The sequence below is a fragment of the Actinomycetota bacterium genome (assembly GCA_030019255.1).
In the GTDB taxonomy this organism is placed as follows: domain Bacteria; phylum Actinomycetota; class Geothermincolia; order Geothermincolales; family RBG-13-55-18; genus Solincola_A.
This window is the reverse complement of sequence record JASEFK010000004.1, coordinates 72,087-89,558: the sequence shown is the minus strand read 5'-3', so window position 1 is coordinate 89,558 and position 17,472 is coordinate 72,087. Positions and strand designations below refer to the sequence as shown.

The window sequence follows — 17,472 nt, the reverse complement described above, 5'->3', positions numbered from 1 at the left end:
GCAGCTCCCCTCCCGACAGCTCGTTGGGCCAGCGGTTTAACCAGGAGCGGTCAATGCCGAGGAGCTCGAGGGTTTCCTCGTCCACGTCCCACGCTTCTTTAAGGGTGTCGCGCATGCGCCACCTCGGGTTGACCGCCCTCTCCGGATGCTGGTGCACGAGCTGTACCGGGCTGTAGCCTCCCTGAGGCAGGGGGGCTCCGTTCAGCACCACGACACCCTCCTGGGGCCTCAGATATCCGGCCATGATGCGGGCAAAGGTGGTCTTTCCCGTACCGCTCTTCCCCTGCAGGCCCACCACCTCGCCGGGTCGGACGGCCAGCGAGGCTCCCCGCAACACCCACTCGCCGCGCCGGTAATAAAAAGAGACGCCCCTGGCCTCAAGAGGCATGGTGACACCTCGCCCATCCGTCCCTCAGATATCGTTTCGCCGGCCTGGAGGCGAAACACTCGCCGGTGGCCATGTCGCACCGGGGTGCGTAGAGGCAACCCGCGGGGAGCTCATCCGGTGAAGGCTGGTTTCCGGCCACGGCGTGGAACCCGTTCCCGGGCAGCGCCTTCCACAAGGCTCTGGTATAGGGGTGGCGCAGGGCACTCCCGTCGCCCTTGAACTCCCGGGCCCGGGCCTCCTCCAGGGTGGTCCCCGCATAAAAGACGGCCACGCGGTCGCAGAACCGCAGCGCCTGCTCCAGATCGTGGGTGATGAGCATCACCGCCCGCCCCTCGTCGGCCAGCTCTCTCAGGTGCCCCAGGGCCTCCCTAATGGCGCCCTCGTCCATCCCCGGCGTCGGCTCGTCCGCGACGATCAGCCGCGCGCCTCCCACCGTGGCGGAGGCTACCAGCACACGCCTCGCCATGCCTCCGGAAAGCTGAAAAGGGAATTTCCTCTCCGTCCCCTCGGGCAGCCGATACCTCTCGAACGCTTTTTTTACCGCTTCCACCCTTTCTTTCCTTCCCCTCCCAACCGGGATCTGGGCGCCGACGCGCATCAGGGGGTTTAGAAACTGCACCGATTGGGGCATGAAGGTTATCTCCCTTCCCCTTAGCTTCTCCAGCCTTTCCGGCGTCAGCGGCCGGCCCTCGTACAGTATCTCGCCGCGCACGCGGGCGTTGGTGGGAAGAATTCCCAGGAGGGCATGGGCGAGAAGGCTTTTTCCGGAGCCACTCTCCCCCACCACCGCCACCACCTCGCCCGGGTCGATCGCCAGGTCCAGCTCCACGATGGGGGTGACCATCCTTTGTCGCAAACCCTTGGAGTACTGGACAAAGGATATGGAGAGCTCCCTCACCTCCAGAAGGGCTCCCCGTCCCTCCGATCCCTTGACTCCGTAGGGGCTCGACTTCGGTTCCCTGCCCATATCCAACATAACCGGCGGACGTGTCCTTTCCAGGAGCCCGGGCTGCATCTCAATCCTTTCCATGTCCTCGTTCATCGATGTGCTCCTTTCCTCGCGCCACCATCCCCCCAATCGTTGGTTTTTACCGCTCCTGAATGCCGCAAACTGTCATCATCAATATCGAGCCTTAGTCCCATTTATTCGTGAGCGGTATAGGGGTTGAGTAGGGCACGCAGATTATCGCCCAAGGCGAAGATCACCCCTACCAGGAACACCAGCGCCAGCCCAGGCATGAGGGCAAGCCACCATTTCCCGGCCGAGAGGTAACGCATGGCCTCGGACAGGATGATGCCGACGGCCGGCCGGGAGGGTTCAAGTCCGAACCCCAGGAAGGTGATGGAAGCCTCGTGCAGAATGGCGTGGGGCACGAGCAGCACGAATCCCACGATGAGCAGGGGAACCAGGTGGGGAAGATAGTGCTTGCGGGCCACCCACCACCGCGAACGGCCGAAATGCGAGGCGGCCTGAATATAATCCGCCGTTCGCAACTGCATGACCTCCGCGCGCACCACGCGGGCCAGACTCGGCCAGTGCGTCAGGGCCACCCCTATCACCACGGCGTCGACTCCGCCCCCGAGGACGAAAGCGATGAGGATGAGGAACACCAGGTGGGGGAGGCCCAGGAAGAAATCGACCATCCAGGAGACGACGGCATCGGCCGCCTTAAACCCCGACGCGGCCAGGATCCCGAGCAGCAGGGCGATGACCACGCTGATTCCCGAAGCCAGTACCCCGATGCCCAGGCTCAACCTCAGCCCCTTGATCGTGCGCACCAACATGTCCCTTCCCAACCAGTCGGTCCCAAAGGGATGGGAAAGGGAAGGAGGGATATCGCGGGCTTCCAGGTTGGTGACCAGCCGTTGGTCGCCCATCATGTAGCTGGAAACTATTACCATGAGGATCATGCCGGCCAGCAGGGCGGTGCCCGCGAGCACGCGCTGCCTCCGGTTCAACGAAGGCCACCTTGCGGCGGGCACGGCCAGGGCGATCCGGCCCTCCTCGCCTACTACCCGCCTCCAACCGGGGCGACGGAATAAGCCCCTCGCGCCGTATTCCCGACTCCGGAATCTCCTACTCCGCGTGTCCATAAGATATTTCCCTGTGGTTCCCTTCCCTCAACGACCTCATCCTGGGGTCTATCAACAGGTAAACGGCGTCCGCCGTCAGGTTGCCGAAGAAAACGAAGAGGGCGCCGAAGATGACCGTTCCCAGGAGCAGCGGCACGTCTCCGCGCAGCGCGGACTGCACCGTCGCCTGGCCCAGCCCTGGGTAGGTAAAGACCGTCTCCACCAGGACCGAACCGCCGAAGAGCTCGGAAAAGGAAGCGAAGAGCAGGGTGACGGCCGGAAGGGACACGTTACGCGGGATGTGCCGGAGGATGATGGACCTTTCGGATTCTCCCTTGGCGCGGGCGAAGAGCACGTATTCGCTCTTCAGGGCCTCCACCACCTTCTGGCGCGTGAACAGCGTTATGTTCGCCACCCCTACCATGCTGAGGGTGAGGGCGGGAAGCACCAGGTGGTGCAGGCGCTCGAGAACGGAGACCTTGGAGGCTTCCACGCCCGCCGGCACCGCCAGTCCGATGGGAGTCCAGCGGAGCCATACCGAGAAGACGATGATCATCAAGATCCCCAACCAGAAGGCCGGCGTGGAGGCGATGGCAAGGCAGTACCATCGTATGGCCCTGTCCACCAGGCCCCCGCTCCGTGCCCCCGCCAGCAGGCCCAGGAAAATACCGATGATCCCGGACAGAAACCAGGCCGTGAACATGAGCAGCAGCGAGGCCTTGAAGCGTTCTCCCACCACCGCGAGCACGGGCCGGCGATAGATCATGGAGGTACCGAAGTCCCCGTGCAGGATGGAGGAAAACCAGCGCGCCATGCGCGTGGGCATGGGGTCGTTAAGCCCCCAGTACTCCTCGATCCGTTGTCTCTGCTCGGGGCTCACCAGGTTCATGTCCGCACCCACGTAGGCGCTGACGGGATCTATGGGAGAACGGCTGACCAGGAAGAAGGAAAAGAGCACCAGCGCCACCAGAAGGGTCAGGAGGCGCAGGGCACGGCCCGCGAAGACGAGAAGGCCCTTCTCATCTACTTTCCTTTCCGCGCCGCCGGGCGGCGGGTGAGCCCGCCCGCGTGGAGCGGGCGGGCTCGAGCCGACCAACCCTAAGGCCCTTCATTCCTAATCCTTCCATTTCCAATCCACTATGTTCGCGGTGATGGGCCAGCCGTGACCGTGGGGCTCGATGCGGTTCTTTCCGGTATCCAGTCTCTCGTTCACGAAGTAGCAATGGTCGATGTTCACCAGCCAGGCCCAGGGGGCGTCGCCCCGCGCCGAGAGACCTGTCTCCCCGTCCCACTGCGCCTTCTTCCAGTAATCCAGGGACTCCTCCTCGCCGGACGCGGCAAGGGCCTGGTCCATGTAAACATCTACCTTGGGGTTATGGTAGAAATTGGCATTGTACCATTCCCTACCCCGGTTCTTGCCGTGATACACGTTGTACATCTCCATGGGAGTATGGCTTCCCCACCCGAAGAGAACGGCGTTGGAGTGCATCAGGCGCTTGATATCGTCCCAGCTTTTCCCCTCCACCTTTATATCTATGCCGATTGGCCTGATCATGTCCGCCACCGCCATGGCCAGCGACTGCCTGGTCTGGTCGGAGGAGGGATAGACCAGGGTGAAGCTCGCCTTCAACCCCCCTTTCTCCACGATGCCGTCGCCGTCGACGTCCTTCCATCCCCCCTCCTCGAGGATTCTTTTGGCCTTCTCGGGGTCCGCGTCCTCGATCACCGTCTCCGGGTTCCACCAGGGAAGTCCGTCGCAGATGGTGTAGGCCGGGGTACCGTAGCCCTTGAGCACCCCCTCCACCAGCGCCCGGCGGTCCACGGCCACGTTGATGGCCTTACGAATGGCGACATCGCTGGTCACGTCGTTGCCCACCGGGTTGCCCTCCTCGTCGGTGGACCCGGAAGGCACGAAGGGAAAGCAGATACCCCGGTTATCCACGCTTCTCACGTTGAGGAGTCTCATCCCGGGGACTCGGTTGCCGGCCAGGGTGTGGGGAACGGCGGCGATGTCCACCTCCCCAGCCTGGGCCGCGGCGAAGGCGGCGTCCTCCTGGAGAAAGAGGAAGGTGATCCTCTTGAAATACGGCTTTTTCCCATAATAGTAGGGGTTGGCCTCCACGATCATCTGCTGCCCCCGGTCCCACTGCACCAGCTTGTAGGGCCCGGAGCCGATGGGGTTATAGGCGTAGTCCTCGCCGTGCGCGTGCTTGGGGACGATGCCCAAGGTGGCCAGCAGGTTGACGAAGGTGGACATGGGCTGCTTGAGGGTGAAGGACACCGTGTAGTCGTCCAGCGCCTGCACTTTCTCGAGAACCGTGAGGTCCACCACGGAGCCGCTCTTGGCGGCGGTCTCGAAGGTATAGACCACGTCCTCCGCGGTCAGCGGCTCGCCGTCTGAGAACTTGACATCCTTGCGGATGCTCACCGTATAGGTCAGCCCGTCCTCGCTCACCTCGTACGCTGTGGCCAGGTCGTTGACGATGTTGAGGTCGTCGTCCCGGGTGAGCAGGGTGCTCTGGAAGAGGGGCGAGCCGTAGCGTCCCCATCCGGTAGTGGGGTCATAGCCCTCCGCACGTTCACCGCCCAGGGCGACCACCAGTTCATCGCGCTCCTCCGTCCCCCCAGTGGTTTCCCTGCCTCCGCAACCGGCGAGTAAGGGAACCAGCAGCGCGACCACCGCGATTGCGGCAACCCATTTTCTATAAGACGAGCGCCTTTCGTTATCCCGCTTCCCTCTCACCATGCCTGGTCCTCCTTTTCCGCCTTGTAACCCGTCGGGCGCTCCCTGGACCTCATCCCGGAAGGCGCCCGCTTTCCCTCCAATAAAGAAGCGCCGCCGGCTCTCCCCTTCCGGGGAGTGACCGCCTTCGCGGCGCTCGTTTCTTTTCTATATCTCACCAACCCGTGTTCCCGCCGGCTCCCGTAGTCACGCTTTCGGCCGGCGGAACAAAAAGCCGCGAAGCCCTTCCGGCCTTCGCGGCCTTCTCTTCCTCAAAGTCTCTACCGCTCTTCCTTCGGCGCGGTTACCCGCCCCGTCCGACCTTCACGATCGGCCAAACACTGGAAATATTATATTTCACTTCACCCGCCGGTCAACACCGTGTCCTGGTTCACTACACCGCGGAGGCGTGGCGACACGACTTCCGCATCCTGCGTTGAGGAACCGCTCCATTCCTCCTGTGCGTTCATGTCGGTTTTGGCGGGAACGACAAGGCGATCTCTCGATCCTTTTCAGCCTCGAAGGCGCCTTTCCTCCTCCATCATGCCTCGAGCCGGCTCCAGGCCTGTCGCGCGACCTTGCCTATCCCACGGGGACGGGAAGCCCCGCCTGAGGCCACAGCTCCCCCGAAAGGCGAAGAATACCCCACTTCCTGGGCCTTCGCCGTCCACGGCGTGGAAAACGATTCCGACGGCGAGTCCGGGCGCTCACTCCGGCCAGACGTCGAGTTCTTGCCGGAAGCGGCTGAAATCGTAGGCCGGCTTCCCCGCCCCGCGGTCGCGTTCCGCCCGGTTCTCGTAATCCTTGGGGAGCCGGTCCACCAGCCTTCGCCCTTCGTCCGTCTTCGCCGCTTCCCGCGGAGTCCTGCCTCCCAGGTAGGGGAGGGGTTCGTCCAGCCAGTTCCCGTAGGTCCGCTCGAAAATTTCCGCATAGGCTTTTTCCAGGACCTCCGGGGGAAGCGACCCTTCCGCCTGTGATAAACGAGGTCCCTCGGCATCCGGCATGGCGTTCCGGCCTCGCCAGGCCTTTCCCAGCAGGGCCTCCTGGTCCTCGATGCTGTCCGCCCGGTGGACGGCCACGCCGTCGAGTACCGTCAGCAACTCACGCTTCCCGACCTCCAGCCTGGGCAGGGATTGGGTCCGGAAGACAAGTCTTTTCCCCCGCAGCTCCAGGAATCCCAAGCACCTCATGACGTTACCCCGCTTCGCCTCCGCGTGCACCTGATCCTCGGCCATTTCCTTGGGGCTGGCGGAAAAGGTCCTCGCCCCGTCCTGCGGGCCGACATGGTCTCCCCGGCGCAGTTCGTCCTCCAGCTCGCGACTGAGGAACCAGGAAAAGCTGCGTATGCCCTTTTTCGTCCCCTCGTCCTGAATGTAGGGATGGGCGGCCAGGCGGCGCGCCGCCTCCTCGGCATCGCTGATGTCGAAAGTTGCGGTGCACAGCGTGAACTCGTCCCCCTCCGGGGTGATGCCCAGGGGCCTCGGCTCGGTCAGATAAAGGTGCATCACCTGCTGGAAGAGTAGGTGCCCGCGGGTCTGGAGGAATTCGTCCATGTCCCTCACCCGCCCCTCCCTCTGGTGTTCACCACAGGAGCGTTCAACGAAGGCCTCCAACTTCTCGAGATAATGGCGGGGCACCGGCAAGGTGAGACCCATCATCTCGTGATGGTCTCCCACCCGACCGACGCGCGTCACCAACAGGTCCCACTTGACCAGTAGCCGGCTGGCCGTCCTCTCCCGAACCCTCACGTCCTCCCCGCGGAACATGTCCCGCAGGAGCAGCTCGCTCCCCGGAACGACCTCCCGCACCTCGAACACCGAGAAACGCGAGGAAGCGAGGCCCTGCAGGAGGGCCTTCAGGGAAGGCTCCAGCTCCCGGCCCTCGGCCTCCAGCATCTCCTGGACCACCGCCTTGCCGCTCCTCTTCAGGGGCCTCGAGAGTAGGAACCACTCCTCGAAGAAATCCTCCTCGCTCACCCCCGCGTAAACGGCCTCCTCGTCGAACCAGGACCTTCCCAGGGGTTCGAGGAACTCCTGGAGGGCGGCCATCCTCTCGGCCTGGATCGATGGCTTCATGGAATATCTTACCAATTTATCCATGAGCCACGTGAAGGGCTTTCTTTGCCGGCTCCCCTCCTCTCCTTTTCTCAGGCTCTCCCGCAGTTCCTCCAGGCGAGGCCGGCAACATTTCTTGAACTTCAGGCCGCTCCCGCACGGGCACGGCTCGTTCCTTCCCTTTCGCAGAAGAAACTCCACCATGTCGAGGCTCAACATCGCCGCTTCCCTCTCCAAGCCCCTGGCCAGGACATCCTCCCGCATGAGGGTGAGAGTGCGTCGCCTCTCCCGGAGCAGGCCGGAGCGAGGCCGGCCCAGGAAATCCTCCGGCTTATCCTCCAGGATCTCATCGAGTCGAGGCCCCAACCGAATGTCCCGGTAGTGCTCCAGGTAATCCTCGGCGAAGGAGATCGATTCGGGGTCGAGTTCCCGGCGGTGGTCCTCCAGGGCCGCGACCACGGCCCGAACGGCAGCGGGCTCCCCGCTGGAGAGAAGGGCATGAACCAGGAACCTGAAGAGGTGGTTCTCGCCCTCCGGCCCCGCCTCATACCTGGCGAGCATCCCCTGGAGAAAATCGAGGTTCCCGGGTATCTCCCAGAGCAACCCCAGCGCATCCACGGCCGGCGGCAGGACCTCGTGGTTCTCCTCTTTTTCGGCGAACTCCCGCAACCGAGACGATACCTCTTCCGGATAACGCCGCCCGAGCCTGGCCAGGGCAAGGACCGCCTCGTTAAGGGGATCGCCGACGCATGCGCCGAGGCACGTGAGCAACGTGGGAAGAGTTTCCAGGGACTCGAGACAACCGACCAGCCTTATGAGGACATCCATGCCCTTTGGTAATTCCCGGGGCTTGATGAAATTCAGCCTCAACAGATCGTCCAGCATGGAGACCAGGAGGGGTGAGAGTCGATCGAGGCGCCCCAGGATGAAGCTCGTCCATTCGCCTCTCTCCTCCTCGTCTTCCGGGCAAACAAGATCGTCGGTTATTTGTTGGGCCAGGAAATGATCTTTCAGGTGCTCGTCGGCACCCTCGAGATAGTTCCGCGCCGAGAACGGCTCCTCGTTATCCGGCAGCCTCTCGAGGAGGGTTTGGAGCAATTTCTCCCATTCAGGCACCTTGTGAAAATCGACCTCGCCTTCCAGAGACCCGGCCTTGAGCCGGGAAAGGGCCGCGTAGCCCAGGGCGTCCAGCCCCCTTTCGAGTGCAAGGGAGTAAAGGGCGCAGTTGAGGAAGGAGACCGACAAGGCGGGAAATCGATCCGCCTGTTCCTGGGCTATGGACAATGCCGCGGACGCATCGATCTCCCCGGCCTCGTACCGGCGACGGACATCATGCAGAAGGAGCAGGGAGACCACGGGGGCGTACCTGTCTTCCGCCAGCTCCTCGAGTTCCTCCCGGCAATCCTCGAGGTCCAGTTCCCCGGAGTCCACGGCCCTTACGAGCTCCCTGAGCCTCTCCAGCCTGCCGACCTTGTCCTCCACGACCATACACCTCTCTCCGTCGGTCCAAGCTGCCCGCCAAGCCGCTTAACGGAGGAGCGCCTTAGGCTTGGCCTTCGACGGTCTACTGCGCTCGCGCCCCGGGGCAGCCCCACGCCTCACCTCCGTATGCGATCCCGGCCCGGGCCGGAAATCCGCCGCAACACGTAACATACCATTTTTCCCGTGATCATCCTTCCCCCGTTCGGCGGGGATGAAAGGGTATCCTCACGGCCCCCTCCTGGCCCCCCCGGGGCGCCCGCCGGAACAAGACGACCCGGTCGCCCCATAGCTTCACTTCGGACAACCTTGCCGCTTTCCATTCTTCCCCTAACCGCCTCGGCGCCATCCCGGCTCATCCCGCCTCGGCGCGATCCCATTTTCATGAATCCCTTTCCATCCCCCTAACCGGGCCCGCCTTTCCGTGGTCTTGGTACTTCCTGGGCCTGGATCCCAGTCCGCCTATTCATTCCAATCCGCTCATTCATTCCCAGGATAAATTCCCGCACCCGCTCTTCCGGGGCCCGGTCCTTCTCGCGCCTACCTGCCTTGTCCACCGCGGCCTGAAGGAAAATGGTATGCTGGTAACCGGTATGCACGAATCGACCATTGGCGACACGGCCTTCATCGCCGGGCGGTGGCCCCTGGACCCGGGCCTCCCCACGGTGGTTTTCGTCCACGGTTCCGGCGGCTCCAGCGTCCTTTGGCGCGCCCAGGTGGAAGCCCTGGCCGAGGAGATGAACACCGTGGCCCTGGACCTTCCCGGCCACGGGGCCAGCGGCGGCAAAGGCACGGCCAGCGTGGCCGGGTACGCGGCCGCCGTGGAGGGCTTCATCTCCGCCCTGCGACCGCCCCGTCCCATCCCCTGCGGCCTCAGCCTGGGAGGTGCCATTGTCCTTCACCTCCTCCTGGAAGGGAAGGGAAAGTACGAGGCGGCCATCCTGGCCAACACGGGGGCCAGGCTGAGGGTACTGCCCCTCATCTTCGAGACCATCCAGCGGGATTACGAGGCCTTCGTCGCCGGCACCAGGTCCATGTCCATCAGCTCGAAGACGGACCCTCGGAGGATAGAACCACTTCTCGAGAGCATGGCCGCCTGTCCTCCCGAGGTTGCGCTGGGGGACTTCCGTGCCTGCGACGCTTTCGACGTCATGGAGCGCCTGGGGGAGATCGCCGTCCCGGTGCTAGTCCTCACCGCCTCCGACGACCGCCTGACCCCGGTGAAATACGGCAACTATCTTGCCGAGCACATACCCAATTCGCGCCTGGTGTACATCGAGGACGCCGGCCACCTCTCCCCTATGGAACGGCCGGAAGAGGTCACGCGGGCCATCCGCGATTTCGTGCTCTCGCTGTGAGCCTCCCGCCTTCCTTACCGTTTTTGCGCTCTTTTCCGTGACATAGTTTTTAAACATACAAAAACAGGTACGCCTGACCCTTTCCTCTACCGGAGGAGGTTAAAATGTAGCTGTTTTATGCCGGCGAGGGCTGCGTCAGTCCCGGCTTCCCACCTGGTCCAGCCAGGCCAAGATGGTGTCCAGCGCCAGCTTGATGTTCCCCAGGTTACAGTGGTTCTCTGCGCTCTCCCTCTCCGTGAAGAGCCGGAAGGTGAGGGACCTCACGTTGGTCAGGGCGTCGATCTCCCGCTTGTAGAACGCGAGGGGTATGAAGTGGTCCCTGGTGGAGCCGAGGAGAAGGAAATCCTGGGTGATGCGGTCCGCGACGTCCAGGAACTGGAACCTGTCCGCCGCCTTTAGGAACTCGTACGGACAAGCTACGCCGAAGGCGTAACAACCATGTTTTATCCCCCATTCGGCCAGGGGATCCCGGGCCATCTGCTGCCTCGCCCCCAGGTCCACCGCCGGCCTAAGACCGAGGCGGAGACCGGCCCGGAGCAGCCACTGGAGGACCCTGGGCCGGGTGGAGATGACCACGTCCAGGAAGTTGGGGAGGACACCCCAGGCCACAACCCTTTTTATCCTTGGCTCAAAGGCCGCGGCGCGGGGGGCGAGCATACCCCCCAGCGAGACTCCCACGATGGTCACGTCGTCAAGGCGGTAATGGTCGAGGACGGCCCTCACCGGCCTCTCCCACCGGTGGGTGAAGGGAAGGCCCAGTTTCTTCAGGACCTCGCCCTGTCCCGGCCCCTCGAAAAGGTATACGGTGTAACCCCTTTGCCCCAGGTAGAGGACGGTGCGCAGGAACTCCTCCTTGCAGGAGTCGTAACCCCCGTGTAGGAGGATGGCTCCCGCCCTCTCCCCGGGCCCGGTGATCCACACCGGCAGGTACTTCCCTTCGTAGGGCACGCGATCCGTCCTTATGGCGCCCTTCTCGAAGAAACGCGAGTAATGCTCGTAGAAAAGGCTTGTCGCCCGGTCGTAGAGGCGATGTTTCTCCTCGATATCCTCGTACATGAAGAACTCGGCACCGCGCAAGTAGGAGATGGCCTGGGCGACCCTTCCCTCGCCCAGGGCCCTCTCCCCCAGGTCCACGAAGGTCTTCACCCAGGACCTCATATCGGTTATCTTCCGCGCCGCCTCTTTTACCTCTTCCAGATCGCCGTCGGCATACATGACCATCCGGTTCAACTGGAAGTTGAAGTTGGCGTCGGGATGAAGGTCATGAGTGCCTATCTTGAAATTAAGATTTATCCCTTCCATCTCCGATTACCTCACGGCAAATGTCGTTATTTCCCCCTTTCCTCGACCGGGGGGACATGAGAAAGAACGTATCCCCACGCCCTTATTATGCCGGCTGCCAGGCTGTATTACGATGTCTTTCCCTCGCAAATTTACCGGATTTGGATTCCCAGAGTGGTTTGATCATATAGCCGCCCACCTCATCCGGAAATCTTATCACTTACGCCGATTTCTTCGCGGTCGCACTCGCCCAGTAGAAAGGTTCCGTTCTGGTCACAGGCTATCCCGAGTTCAAGGATGCCGGGGTAGAAAACGTGGTTGCCGTAGAATGGCTCGCCTGAGAAAATCAGTCTCCATCGATACTTTTCCGCCGGAATAACCTTATAACCATGATTGGCGGAGGGGGCGGGATTCGAACCCGCGAGCCTGCGAAGGCTAATGGTTTTCAAGACCACCGCATTAGTCCGCTCTGCCACCCCTCCAGGACCCATTTTACTTATAGGAACCCGGGTCGTAAACGCGTCAAGGGCCTTCCGTCCCGAACCTCAAAGGATGATCGGACGGCCATGCCTTGCTCCTTCGGGCCCGGTTCCCGTAACCCTACTTCCGTACGGAACACGTTCACTACCCGCCAATTAAACAAAACGATTGTTCCCTCAGTTTAGGAAAAAAGATGTAGCTTGCATGGAGTGGGGGGTGACCGATGATTTCACCACGTGTTGTGGCCTCTTGAGCAGATGTCATAATCACTTGACGTAATGGGCAAATGCCGAGAAAAACGTTCACGCATTCCGGGCTGCAAGAAATCCTGGAACAGCAACAACCCCACCGCGCAATCCCTCGTGTAAAGACACCCCAAATCGATTGACGTCCGTTGAGGGAATGGACGGCCTTTCCGCCGAGAATCCCTTCACAAGCCCCTAGTTGTCCCGGCCCAGCGCCTCGCCCTGCGGAGGCCGTTCGAAGCCAGTCACGGTGAGGCCCACGCTGCGCAGGGCGGCGTACTGGAAGGGCCAGTGGCGGCGAAGGATGCGTTCTGCCCGCGCCCGGGGCTCGGGGAGAGGCTGGCCGCTGGTGATGAGATAAAGGACCTCGCGGAGGACGAGCCCCTCCACCAGGGGGCGGTGCAGGCGGCGGTCCTCCTGGTTCACCCTCTCGGCGAGGCTCTCCATCTCCACCAAGATGGTACGGCTGGAGGGGAGGGCGTAAAGGGGGTACCTCTCTGCGGGACCCTCCCGTGTCTTTTCTTCCCGCACCTTTTCCCCTTTCCGTTCCTCTCCTTCCGGGCTCCCCCGTCCGGGAGGGATGGGTTTTTTTACCTCCGGAACCTTCCCGCCCGACACGGCAAAGGCGGGCCCCGCCTCCGGATAGGGTTCGTTGAGATGTCCCTTGCCTTTGGCGGTTTCTTCGCTCCGCTCCGGCCCTTCGCCCTTCGCAGCGCTTCCGAGCGCTGCCCTTCCCCACGGTCGGCCCCCTCTTCCCCCAGCCCCTCCGGCCTCCTCGCCCAGAACGGCCCGTAGCATGGCCTGGTCGGCTATGATGGGCTTGCCGCGCACCCGGGCCCGGAACCCCTCGGGGGAGATCAACTCCAGGCGGAGGCCCGGGAGGATGGGAGCGAAGTCACGGGTGATGCGCCTGATGATCCTCAGTATCTCGTCCCCCTGCACGCGCGCTCACCTGCCGTTCGAAGCCCCTTTATATTTTTATTCGGCACCGGGGCATTAATTCTGTCAAGCCAGCCACGGCAAGGGAGAGGGCCTCCATCTGCCAGAATTTCTTGTTTTTCAGCCGGGATGTCAAAGTGGTCTATGTGCCTTTTTCAACCTCAAAAGCGAGTGCCGAAAAGGCCCGATGCCCTAGGGAGCGAGAGGCGCTACGGGAGCCGGGGGAAGATTTCTCCGCCGCAGCTCAACCCGCACATATCTTCGACTTCATTCACGACGCAACGAGAGCCGAGGGGGAACGTCTCCGCAACGCTGAAAGCTTGCCGAGGAATCGGGGCTCTCGCGACCATCGGGGATAGATGCGAGGGCGGGGTGGGGAAAGAGCCTCAAAATAATGAAGCTGAGGGTAATGAAAGAATATCGCCTGGCGCACGAGGGGATTTCCGAAGATGGCAAAACGCCCGGTTCAGCCGGGCTCGATGACCTCCAGGCCATGCATGTAGGGACGCAGGGCCTCGGGGACCTCCACGCTGCCGTCCTCCCTCTGGTAGTTCTCGAGGATGGCGGCCACCGTGCGGCCCACGGCTACTCCCGACCCGTTCAGGGTGTGCACGAACTGCGCCTTGCCCCCTCCGGAGGGCCGGAAGCGGATGTTGGCGCGGCGGGCCTGGAAGTCGGTGAAGTTGGAACAGGAGGAGATCTCCTTGTACTCCCCGTAGGAGGGCAGCCACACCTCAAGGTCGTAACACTTGGCAGCGGCGAAGGAAAGGTCGCCGGTGGAGAGGACCACCACCCGGTAGGGAAGCCTCAGGCGACGCAGCACCTCCTCGGCATCGTTGGTAAGCTTTTCCAGTTCATCATACGAGGTTTCGGGGTGCGCGAACTTCACCAGCTCCACCTTGTTGAACTGGTGCTGCCGGATGAGCCCCCGGATGTCCCTCCCGTAGGATCCCGCCTCCCGCCGGAAGCAAGGCGTGTAGGCACAGTAGTAGAGCGGAAGGTCCTCCTCGGCCAGGATCTCGTCGCGGTGGATGTTGGTCACCGGCACCTCAGCGGTGGGGATGAGGTACAGCACGTCGTCCCGGCAGCGGTACATTTCGTTCTCCAGCTTGGGGAGCTGCCCGGTTGCGAACATGCTCTCCTCGTTGACCAGGATGGGCGGGAAGACCTCGGTGTAGCCGTGTTCCCGGGTGTGCAGGTCGAGCATGAAGTTGATGAGCGCCCTCTCCAGCAGAGCCCCCTTCCCCCGCAGCAGCGTGAAGCGGGACTCGGCAATCTTCACCCCCCGCTGGAAGTCCAGCACGCCCAGCTGCTCCCCCAGCTCCCAGTGGGGTAGGGGCTGGAAGTCGAAGGCCCGCGGCTCGCCCCAGCGGCGCACCTCCCGGTTGTAGGTCTCGTCCGGCCCCACGGGCACCGACTCGTGGGGGAGGTTGGGGATGCGGACCAGTATCTCCCGTATGGCGGCCTCCAGCTCGTCGGCCTCGGTTTCCAGGGACTTTATTTCCTCGCTTAAGGCCCCCATCTCCTTCCGCAGGGCGGCGGGGTCCTCGCCCTTCCTTATCCTCTCGCCTATCTCCTTGTTCCCCCTCTTGTGGCGGGCGCGCTTCTCCTCCAGGTCGACCAGGAGGGCCCGCCTCCTGCGGTCCTTTTCCAGGAGGTCGTCGAGGGGGACCTCCAGACCGCGGTCCTTGAGGGCCTTGCGCACCAGGTCCGCGTTGTCCCGCACGAACTTGAGGTCCAGCATGCCTTCAACCCTCCCTGTAAGCGGGATAGGAACCCAGGAGTTTCACTTGCGGAAGTTTGCAGCGCAGGCACTTCAGGGCCGAGGCTACCACCTCGTCCTCCTCGTGCCCCTCGCAGTCGATGAAGAAGCAGTACTCGCCCAAGCCCTTTTTGGTGGGCCGGGACTCGATCTTGGACAGGTTGATGTAGCGGTAGGCGAATTCCTGCAGTATCTGCAGGAGCATCCCCGGCCGGTCCTGGTGGATGAAGCAGACTATGGAGGTCTTGTCCCGCCCGGTGGGGGACATCTTCTCCCTTCCCACCAATACGAAGCGGGTGCGGTTCTCCGGGTGGTCCTCCATGCCCTCGCGGAGCACCTCCAGCCCGTAGAGCTCGGCGGCCAGGGCGCTGCCCAGGGCAGCCAGGGGCTGCTCGGACTCCGCCACCCGGCGGGCCGCCTCGGAGGTGCTGTTGGCCGCCTCCACCTCCACACCGGGCAGGAGTTCCATGAGATGGCGGCGGCACTGGGCCGTCGCCTGGGGATGGGAGACCACGCGCGCCACCTCCTCCAGGCTCACCCCCGGGCGGGCCAGGAGGCAGTGCCTGACTTGGCACACCTTCTCCGCCTGGATGAAGAGCTCCACCTCGAAGGCCAGGCAGTCCAGGGTGGCGTTCACCGAGCCCTCCAGGGAGTTCTCGATGGGCACCACCGCCCTGTCCGCCACGTTGTCCTGCACGGCCAGGAGTGCTTCCTCCACGGTAGGGAGGGGAAGGACCGCCTCGTATTCCAGGCCCGGCCAGGAGAGCAGGGCCTCCTCGGTGAAGGTCCCCGGAGGCCCCAGGTAAGCCACCCGGCGGCAGGAGAGGGGGGCGCTCACATCACCCAAGAGCCGTCCTCCTCCCTTCGGGACTCCCCGCCGTCCTCCACCGCGCTCTCCAGGTTGAAGAGCCTGCCGGCGCCGCCCTTGCGGGCGCGAATCATGGGGGGCTTCACGGTGAGGGCGCGGCGCAGGGCCTCCTCCTCCTCGCGGGACAGGACGTGGGAAGCCCTCCCGTTCTTAACCGCCTTGGCGTAAGTGCGGTTCTCGTTGCGGCCGTAGATGGAGGTGAAGATGACCCCGTCCCCGTTCTCGTCCAGCATGGCCACCGAGTAACTGAGCTTGCCGCCCATGTCGTCGAAGGCGTCGAAGCGCACCACGGCCACCCTCTGCAGGGACCCAGCCAATACCTCGGTTAGGTATTCCTTCTCCGTGGCATGCTGCTCCAGGATGCGGTAGATATCCTGTATCTGCAGCGCCTGGGAGGCCACCTTCTCCAGAAGGCTGGAGCCATCCACCCCCCGCTTGAGGATGGTCACGTTGCGGCGCAGCAGGGAAAGTTGTCGGAAGAGGACGAAAACCCCCGCCAGTAGGAGGAAATCCATCAGCAGAAGAAGGGTTATCATCAGGCCGGAGTTGTTCTTAAAGGCTTCCAACATGTCCCGTCCTCCTTTCCCTCAAGAGGATACCATATTCCGCGCTTTTTCCGGGACCGGAGCGGGATTTCGGGCGGACGGCGGCGGGCGCCGCGGCAATGCTTCTCCGCTACCCGTGCGTGATATACTCGAAACGAAGGTATGGAGCGAAGATGGATGAGGAGCTGAAAGACAAGCAGCGGCGTTTATGGGAAATCCTGGATACCCTTCCCTCCGCTGCCGTCGCCTACTCGGGGGGCGTGGATTCCACCCTGCTCTCCTACCTGGCCTGGAAGGTTCTCGGCGACCGCATGCTGGCGGTTCTGGTCTCCTCCCCCCTCATGCCCCCACGGGAGATAAGCCGCGCCATACGCCTCTCCGGGGAGCTGGGCTTCCCCTTAAAGGTCACCGAGTGCGACGAGCTCTCCCTGGAGGGGTTTTCCGACAACCCGCTGGACCGCTGCTACCGTTGCAAGAAGCACCGCCTGGTTCTCCTGCGCGGCCTGGCCGCCGCGCATGGCCTGGAGGCGGTGCTGGACGGCGGAAACCGGGACGACGCCTCGATGTATCGTCCCGGCAGGAGGGCGGCCCGGGAGGAAGGCTGCCTCAGCCCCCTCGAGGAAGCCGGTTTCACCAAGCGGAACGTCCGCGAGCTGGCCCGTGAACTGGGGCTTCCCAACTGGGACGCTCCTTCCCGCCCCTGCCTGGCCACCCGCTTCCCCTACGGGGCGCGGCTGGACCCGGAGGCTATCCGCAGGGTTGACGCCGCCGAGGAGTTTCTGGAAGGCCTGGGGTGGCGCGAGCTCCGGGTGCGCCTGGAGGGGCCGGAGTGGGCCCGCATCGAAGCCGGAGGGGAGGAGACTGCCTCCCTCATCCACGGGGAGAACCGCGAGGTGGTGGCGGGAAGGCTCCGGGAACTGGGTTTCCGGCGTGCGGACCTGGACCTGGAGGGCTACCGCAGCGGGAGCATGGACCAGGAGGCGCCGGAGCGGAAGGTTCTCACCCTCTTCCAAGAAGGAGAAGGCGACATCACGTCCTTTGCATGCCGGGCACGGTGAGGGAGGCGTGCGGGAATCCGATCTTGCGGGCGTGGAAGCGGATAATATTCCCTGCAGGGTGATATGATCGATGTTGAAGGGATAAAAAGGCGGCAAGCGCTCGAGCGGGGTAGGTAGGCGCAAGCCCGTTTATCGAGTATCGGGTGAAGAGGGCCGTCGGGAGTAAGGGTGAAAACCGCTCGAGAGGGGTGGATTCCGGGCGATTCGAAGGAGTGGCGGC

At 63.3% G+C, this 17,472-nt stretch carries 12 protein-coding genes, 1 tRNA gene and 1 pseudogene; 2 read left to right on the top strand and 12 right to left on the bottom strand.

Features of this window, described 5'->3' with window-relative positions; translation table 11 throughout:
- From QME84_04655 to QME84_04630, 6 genes and pseudogenes are all read right to left on the bottom strand, one after another.
- Positions 1-334, bottom strand: a pseudogene (locus QME84_04655) (ATP-binding cassette domain-containing protein).
- A gap of 43 nt (positions 335-377) precedes the next feature.
- On the bottom strand, positions 378-1,355 hold the full coding sequence (locus QME84_04650; GenBank protein MDI6873555.1) for an ABC transporter ATP-binding protein: 978 nt from the start codon (positions 1,353-1,355) through the stop codon (positions 378-380).
- A gap of 176 nt (positions 1,356-1,531) precedes the next feature.
- Complete coding sequence (locus tag QME84_04645; GenBank protein ID MDI6873554.1) at positions 1,532-2,347, bottom strand: ABC transporter permease; 816 nt, start codon at positions 2,345-2,347, stop codon at positions 1,532-1,534.
- Positions 2,348-2,465: 118 nt separating this feature from the next.
- Positions 2,466-3,449 (bottom strand): ABC transporter permease, encoded by a 984-nt coding sequence (locus tag QME84_04640; GenBank protein ID MDI6873553.1) that lies wholly within the window; start codon positions 3,447-3,449, stop codon positions 2,466-2,468.
- A gap of 126 nt (positions 3,450-3,575) precedes the next feature.
- Positions 3,576-5,207: an ABC transporter substrate-binding protein gene (locus QME84_04635; GenBank protein MDI6873552.1), complete on the bottom strand. Its 1,632-nt coding sequence runs from the start codon at positions 5,205-5,207 to the stop codon at positions 3,576-3,578.
- Positions 5,208-5,890: 683 nt separating this feature from the next.
- Positions 5,891-8,719 (bottom strand): SEC-C metal-binding domain-containing protein, encoded by a 2,829-nt coding sequence (locus tag QME84_04630; GenBank protein MDI6873551.1) that lies wholly within the window; start codon positions 8,717-8,719, stop codon positions 5,891-5,893.
- Between the two features lie 575 nt (positions 8,720-9,294).
- Between QME84_04630 and QME84_04625 the strand changes: the two genes are divergently transcribed.
- Positions 9,295-10,074, top strand: a complete 780-nt coding sequence (locus QME84_04625; protein ID MDI6873550.1) for an alpha/beta hydrolase — start codon at positions 9,295-9,297, stop codon at positions 10,072-10,074.
- 135 nt (positions 10,075-10,209) lie between these two features.
- Here QME84_04625 and QME84_04620 read toward each other — a convergent pair whose 3' ends face one another.
- The 6 genes from QME84_04620 to QME84_04595 all read right to left on the bottom strand — a co-directional run bounded on the left by QME84_04620 (position 10,210) and on the right by QME84_04595 (position 16,218).
- Positions 10,210-11,376, bottom strand: coding sequence for an alpha/beta fold hydrolase (locus QME84_04620; protein MDI6873549.1), 1,167 nt, complete (start codon positions 11,374-11,376; stop codon positions 10,210-10,212).
- Positions 11,377-11,749: 373 nt separating this feature from the next.
- A tRNA-Ser gene (locus QME84_04615) sits at positions 11,750-11,837 on the bottom strand.
- Between the two features lie 438 nt (positions 11,838-12,275).
- Positions 12,276-13,022 (bottom strand): hypothetical protein, encoded by a 747-nt coding sequence (locus tag QME84_04610; GenBank protein ID MDI6873548.1) that lies wholly within the window; start codon positions 13,020-13,022, stop codon positions 12,276-12,278.
- Between the two features lie 463 nt (positions 13,023-13,485).
- Positions 13,486-14,763, bottom strand: a complete 1,278-nt coding sequence (serS, locus tag QME84_04605) for a serine--tRNA ligase (GenBank protein ID MDI6873547.1) — start codon at positions 14,761-14,763, stop codon at positions 13,486-13,488.
- A gap of 4 nt (positions 14,764-14,767) precedes the next feature.
- Positions 14,768-15,619, bottom strand: coding sequence for a prephenate dehydratase (gene pheA / locus QME84_04600; protein MDI6873546.1), 852 nt, complete (start codon positions 15,617-15,619; stop codon positions 14,768-14,770).
- Positions 15,616-16,218 carry a DUF4446 family protein gene (locus QME84_04595; GenBank protein ID MDI6873545.1) on the bottom strand — a complete coding sequence of 201 codons (603 nt, stop codon included), beginning with the start codon at positions 16,216-16,218 and terminating at the stop codon, positions 15,616-15,618. Before QME84_04595 ends, pheA begins: the two co-directional genes overlap by 4 nt.
- Positions 16,219-16,367: 149 nt before the next feature.
- On the opposite strand from QME84_04595, the gene larE reads away from it, so the two are divergent.
- Positions 16,368-17,252: an ATP-dependent sacrificial sulfur transferase LarE gene (larE, locus tag QME84_04590; GenBank protein MDI6873544.1), complete on the top strand. Its 885-nt coding sequence runs from the start codon at positions 16,368-16,370 to the stop codon at positions 17,250-17,252.
- Positions 17,253-17,472 lie beyond the last annotated feature (220 nt).

What these genes read in the sequence shown, in the direction of transcription:
- QME84_04650 (MDI6873555.1), bottom strand. Translation starts at nt 1,355, where the DNA reads ATGGGCAGGGAACCGAAGTCGAGCCCCTACGGAGTCAAGGGATCGGAG.
- QME84_04635 (MDI6873552.1), bottom strand. Translation starts at nt 5,207, where the DNA reads ATGGTGAGAGGGAAGCGGGATAACGAAAGGCGCTCGTCTTATAGAAAA.
- QME84_04625 (MDI6873550.1), top strand. Translation starts at nt 9,295, where the DNA reads ATGCTGGTAACCGGTATGCACGAATCGACCATTGGCGACACGGCCTTC.
- QME84_04620 (MDI6873549.1), bottom strand. Translation starts at nt 11,376, where the DNA reads ATGGAAGGGATAAATCTTAATTTCAAGATAGGCACTCATGACCTTCAT.
- serS (MDI6873547.1), bottom strand. Translation starts at nt 14,763, where the DNA reads ATGCTGGACCTCAAGTTCGTGCGGGACAACGCGGACCTGGTGCGCAAG.
- QME84_04595 (MDI6873545.1), bottom strand. Translation starts at nt 16,218, where the DNA reads ATGTTGGAAGCCTTTAAGAACAACTCCGGCCTGATGATAACCCTTCTT.
- larE (MDI6873544.1), top strand. Translation starts at nt 16,368, where the DNA reads ATGGATGAGGAGCTGAAAGACAAGCAGCGGCGTTTATGGGAAATCCTG.